At 50.1% G+C, this 5,157-nt stretch carries 7 protein-coding genes and 1 pseudogene; 2 read left to right on the forward strand and 6 right to left on the reverse strand.

Annotation, left to right across the window (positions count from 1 at the left end; all coding sequences use genetic code 11):
* The first annotated feature begins 290 nt into the window (after nt 1-290).
* Together GEI7105_RS0120925 and GEI7105_RS0120930 are read left to right on the forward strand one after the other, a co-directional pair.
* Complete coding sequence (locus GEI7105_RS0120925; protein WP_017662368.1) at nt 291-794, forward strand: hypothetical protein; 504 nt, start codon at nt 291-293, stop codon at nt 792-794.
* A gap of 50 nt (nt 795-844) precedes the next feature.
* Entirely contained in the window at nt 845-1,534 is a 690-nt protein-coding gene (locus tag GEI7105_RS0120930; RefSeq protein WP_017662369.1) for an SDR family oxidoreductase, read from the forward strand.
* Here GEI7105_RS0120930 and GEI7105_RS40570 read toward each other — a convergent pair.
* The 6 genes and pseudogenes from GEI7105_RS40570 to GEI7105_RS0120955 form a co-directional block, all read right to left on the reverse strand.
* On the reverse strand, nt 1,531-1,632 hold the full coding sequence (locus tag GEI7105_RS40570) for an iron-sulfur binding domain-containing protein (protein WP_281167029.1): 102 nt from the start codon (nt 1,630-1,632) through the stop codon (nt 1,531-1,533). The genes GEI7105_RS0120930 and GEI7105_RS40570 overlap by 4 nt on opposite strands.
* A 75-nt stretch (nt 1,633-1,707) precedes the next feature.
* Nucleotides 1,708-1,995 (reverse strand): annotated as a pseudogene (locus GEI7105_RS40575) (A/G-specific adenine glycosylase); the annotation flags it as partial.
* A 36-nt stretch (nt 1,996-2,031) separates the two neighbouring features.
* Complete coding sequence (locus tag GEI7105_RS0120940; protein ID WP_017662371.1) at nt 2,032-3,228, reverse strand: RNA-guided endonuclease InsQ/TnpB family protein; 1,197 nt, start codon at nt 3,226-3,228, stop codon at nt 2,032-2,034.
* 67 nt (nt 3,229-3,295) lie between these two features.
* Nucleotides 3,296-3,541 carry a hypothetical protein gene (locus GEI7105_RS0120945; protein ID WP_017662372.1) on the reverse strand — a complete coding sequence of 82 codons (246 nt, stop codon included), beginning with the start codon at nt 3,539-3,541 and terminating at the stop codon, nt 3,296-3,298.
* A gap of 49 nt (nt 3,542-3,590) precedes the next feature.
* Nucleotides 3,591-4,385: an SIMPL domain-containing protein gene (locus GEI7105_RS0120950; protein WP_017662373.1), complete on the reverse strand. Its 795-nt coding sequence runs from the start codon at nt 4,383-4,385 to the stop codon at nt 3,591-3,593.
* Between the two features lie 48 nt (nt 4,386-4,433).
* The gene (locus GEI7105_RS0120955; RefSeq protein ID WP_017662374.1) at nt 4,434-4,736 is read right to left on the reverse strand and encodes a hypothetical protein; all 303 of its coding nucleotides are present in this window, start codon (nt 4,734-4,736) and stop codon (nt 4,434-4,436) included.
* Nucleotides 4,737-5,157: the final 421 nt, after the last annotated feature.

Below are 5,157 nucleotides of genomic sequence, written 5' to 3' on the forward strand. Positions count from 1 at the left end.
CGATACATTTTTTCTTGCCGGATGCACGGGAATTTCCAATTTTACCTCTTTTTCGGGTTCTCGAAGCCACGTCAAGACTCCTCTAAGCCTTACACCGTAAGCTTTTCACTTCTTTTCAGCAAGCCCTAAGTATTCAAGCTTGCCTCCGATCGATTTAGATTTTTGAGATGCACCCTATGCAAATGGAATAATTCGACAGTGTTTTCCCAAGAAAATAAATTTTAAAATTTTGCCCCCAGAAGCTGTAAAACAAGTAGTAAATTTACTCAGCGATCGCCATCGAGAATTTATTGACTATTCCAGACGTTCCCGGTGTTAAACAAGAGCGTCTGCTTCGGCTGGCACAACAACTCGGAAAAGACGGATACGCTTACGCAGGAGCCGTCAACAACCTGATTAAAAAAATGTTCGATGCAGGGGGTTGGGACAATCTCTCCCCCAATGCCATCAACGACACGATGTTTCCCCAACCTGGCGAAACGGGAAGTGCGGCGGAAGCTGGACTTGAAGCCCCGATGGGAACCAATCCCCTCACCTGCGAAATTTCCTCGCAACCGTTGAGCGAATACATCCGAACCTACGGCGGCGAAACGGCGGGTTCGGTCATTTACAGCGCAAATATGGCTCACGAACAGTTCCATCGCAATACCTGTCAGGCACAAATTCGACAGTCTGGCGGTCGCGGCTACGATATGTATATGCGCGATCCGGCGAACTACCGACAGGACGAACTCGGAGCGTATCGAGCTGGTATCGATCGCGCTCGAAATTGGTATAACGCCAACTGTCGTTGAAGGCGATCGCCTCGACTCGATAGCCTAGAAGCGACGAGTTTTCGAGATATATGAACCAGCAAAAACATATCGTTCTCACCGGAGTTACTCGCGGGTTGGGACGGGCGATGCTCGAGGGGTTTGTCGAAGCGGGTCATGTCGTATACGGCTGTGCGCGAGACGAAGAGGCGATCGCCTCCTTAAACCAACAGTTTGGCCGACCCCACCATTTCGCGAGCGTAAATGTAACGGACGATGACAGCGTGCGTCAGTGGAGTGAGGCGGTGTTGTCGCAACGTTCCGCACCGGATTTACTTGTCAATAACGCGGGGTTCATCAACGAACCGGCGAATCTTTGGGAAGTTCCCGCCGCAGAATTCGATCGCGTTGTAGATGTCAATTTGAAAGGCGTGGCGAACCTGTTGCGTCATTTCGTCCCAGCGATGGTTCGCCGAGGGGAAGGGGTTATCGTCAACTTCAGTTCTACCTGGGGACACACTACGTCTCCGCAAGTTGCGCCCTATTGCGCGACGAAATGGGGCATCGAAGGGTTGACGCGATCGCTCTCTCAAGAACTCCCCTCGGGATTGGCGGCGATCGCCCTCAATCCCGGTGTCATTCATACGGATATGCTCGAAACCTGCTTCGGTTCGAGTGCGAAAAACTATATGTCGCCGGAAACCTGGGGAAAAGCCGCAGTTCCGTTGTTGTTGGGGTTAACGGCTGCCGATAACGGGGCGTCGCTGCGGGTTTCGGCTTAATCGGCGTTGTCTGAAGTGACAAAGCAACAGCGTTTGCGTAGCGGACAGCGATCGCATTTGGGACGGCTGGCGGTACAGACGAGCGCCCCGAAATCCAAAAGGGTTAAATTCCAACGGCTGGCGTTGCGTTTGGGAACGACGCGATCGGCCAGTCCCCACAGCCGTTTGCAACGAGATTTGACCCGTTCTCCTTCGACGCCGAAAAACCGCTCGAAAATCCGTGCGACGTTGGTGTCGAGAACTGCGGCCGGTTTACCGAAGGCATTGGCAAGGATCGATCGCGCACTGTATTTCCCGATTCCTGCTAAGCTCAACAGTTCGGTTTCGGTGTTGGGAACTCGACCGTCGTAGTCGTTGACGACGGTACGGGCGGCGTCTAAAATTCGTGCGGCGCGAAACAACAACCCCAGAGATTGCAAGTGCGTTTCGAGGTCGTTTAAGTCGGCGCGTGCCAGCGTTTCGACATCGGGATATTGTCGTGAACTACCGCTATTGAATCAAAGATTACAATAGCGGCTTCCCTCTTCACTAGGGACTGCGCTAGATAGAACCGAAGTTCTACCCCCTCGTCTTACATCCCCTCCAAGGGCAGTAGAGCGAGTTCCTAACTCTAATATCCGTAAGCCTTCATTTTTGAGGTTAATTGCGGCGTTAATATCCCTGTCATGACGGGTTTGGCAATGTTCGCAAGTCCAGCTTCTCACCTCAAGGGACAAGCTTCCGATTTGATTGAGACATACATGGCAGGTTTTAGAAGACGGAAAAAATTGATCGACTTCTAGATAAACTTTGCCTTCAGATTCAGCCTTGTACTTTAACATCGTACAAAACATTCCCCAACCGACATCACTAATCGCCTTGGCGAGTTTGGGATTGCGAACCATACCTTTAACATTGAGATTCTCGACCACAATCACTTGGTTTTCGTTCACTATCTTACGGGATAGCTTGTGGAGAAAATCTTCACGACAGCGACTTATTTTCGCGTAAATCCTAGCAACTTTTACCCGTGATTTATTACGGTTCTTGCTGCCTTTTCTTTTTCGAGCGTGTTTTTGCTGTTTTCTTTTTAGGTTTCGCGCGTGTTTATCAAAATGCTTGGGGTTATTATATTTTGACCCCTCACTGGTAATCGCAAAATCGGTCAGTCCTAAATCAATGCCAATGGCTTTTCCTTCAGTTGAGAGAAGGGGAGGTTCTTTTGGGTTCTCTACCAAAACGGAAGCATAATATTTACCATCTGGATTTTGGGAGAGGGTGACCGTTTTGATTGTTCCCTCAAAACTTCGATGCTGACGACAATGCACTAACCCTACTTTAGGCAGTTTGATGTAAGTTCCCTCAAACTTAACATTTTGAGGATAACTGATAGATTGCCTTCCATGCTTGGATTTGAATCGGGGGAATTTTGCCCGTTTCTCAAAGAAGTTTCGATAAGCGGTTGATAAGTTCAACGCCACGACTTGCAAACATTGGGAATAGACATCTTCTTTGAGCCAAGGGTATTCCTTTTTGAGAGCAGGCAATAATCCCTGAAGATAACCCCTTGATAAACCTTTTCCGGTCGTTCGATAAGTCTCTTGGCACAAATTTAACGCATAATTCCAATACCAACGACAGCAACCAAAGCTTTTGGCTAAAGTCACTTGTTGCTCGTGGGTTGGATAGATGCGATATTTGTACGCTTTGAACATTATCGCCGAAATGCCTGGATGATAAGATTATAACTGATTTGTCGAAGAGTCGCTTTCATCCCACGATTCACCTTCGGTAGAATCGGGGAATTCCCGCTCCCATTGTTAAAAAAGAGTTGTACGTAGGAAGAACGGCTTCGACCGTCGTTTTTTGCAAGAGCGATTCAGCAATCAAAATGCGATAGGGATCGTGCGTGTCGCGCCAAGGAAACTGTCGCAAGTTTTCTCGACCCCAAGCAGTCAAACGACGGCGAAACCACTGAATATTGAGATCGTCAACAGACATACGATCGCGGGCGTGTTTTGCACTCACAGTATCGCAAAAACCCAGTATCGCAAAAAACCGCGATCGCGCTCCCAGACTATCGGTTCCCCATGCCAAAGGTCACTAACACGCCGAGTTCGACTTCGACTTCTGGCGTATCGAACCCGAGTCCGCTGTCTTCGGGGGGAGGCGCACAGGCGGACGAAACGGGACGGTAGCTGTGAACTTCAATGGTGGCGAGGATCTCTCCGACGGTGGTATTGACCGCCTCGGCCATGGCTTGAATGCGATCGCGAGCGTCGGCGACGGCGGACAGTCGAGCTTCGTTTTCGAGGGGTAGGAAGTCTTCGACGAAGCAGGTATCGTAGGAGGAATAGAGATAGACCGAACCGTTTTCGAGGGCGCTGGTTTCGGCGGCGTCCTTCACGGCGTTGATGGTGGCGAGAGTCGGGTTATCGAGGGTCACGATAACGCTACCCATCGGTTGACCGGGATACACGGTACGCGGATCGATGCGATCGATCTCGACTTCGATGTTGTCAGTGGGAATTCCCAGGGCTGCGATCGCGCTCGCGACTGGCTGTAACATCCCTTCAGAGAGGGGTTCGACGTTTTCGGGATCGAACTCGGGGGACATGGGATCGGTGGTGCCGAAGGAAAAGCGGATTTCGGCGGTGTCGGCGGGAGAACTGGCAATACCGCGACCGTAGGTGGTCATCATGGGGCGATCGCCGACGTACAGTTGGGACAGGCCAGTGGTGTCGTCTGGAGTCGCGACGGGACGGGCGATCGCGATCTCCGACGGTACGATATTAAGTGCGATCCCTACAACAGAGATCGCACTGGCCTCGAACAGCCACGTTGCCACACGAGACGAAAAGGGGTTAGACATTCGGGGTCACTTTTCACGTTAGATCGAGTCTAAGGTAACTCGAAATTTTTACAACCGCTCGCGAACTTCTGCATTCGATCGATTTCCACCTACCTCGAACGTGGCGATCGGTTTGCGCCCGATGAGAATTCTAATTTTTTTCGACAGTCGAAGTTGCTGGATTGGTATTTCGATGAGGGGTTCGGCTGCTATGACCAGTTCGGCAGTCGAGGGAGTTTGACAGCGGATATACAAAATTCCCCAAAAACGAAAGACATTACAGTGCTGGAGAATTTTTAGCTGTTTCAGTTCGGCGAGGTCTTCGCGATAGAAATCCCACAGTAGCCGAACGAGCTGAGAGGTACGTTTCATAATTAATTACGATTATTAAACAATCTCAATAGTCTGTGACGAATCGACGCCGTCACAGGAGATCGACCGACTGCCCGTTGGCAGCGTTTCTAGTTTTATTGAAGCGCAAGCTATCCCGACCGAGATCGAAAACGATAAAAGACTTAATAAGAATTTGATAATTTCAATGTTTTGTGTTTTTGGTAATTTTTCTTTCGATCGCCCTTGAGTTCGATGTTTTCGCGTAAGCGTCATCGCGATCGCGTAAATTTTTTGTTACATCTCTTGATGAACTGCGATCGTTATCGCCGGTCGTACGGCAATCCTGGCTAGCCCTGGGTCAACGAGACAGCTCGAGTCGTTTGATACGGAATCCGAAAGGCAAATACTGTTTTTTTCCAACCCGACAAGCCCCTCTATCCCCCCCAACCATCCCCCCAAC

Source organism: Baaleninema simplex PCC 7105 (assembly GCF_000332355.1).
In the GTDB taxonomy this organism is placed as follows: Bacteria; Cyanobacteriota; Cyanobacteriia; order Cyanobacteriales; family Geitlerinemataceae; genus Baaleninema; species Baaleninema simplex.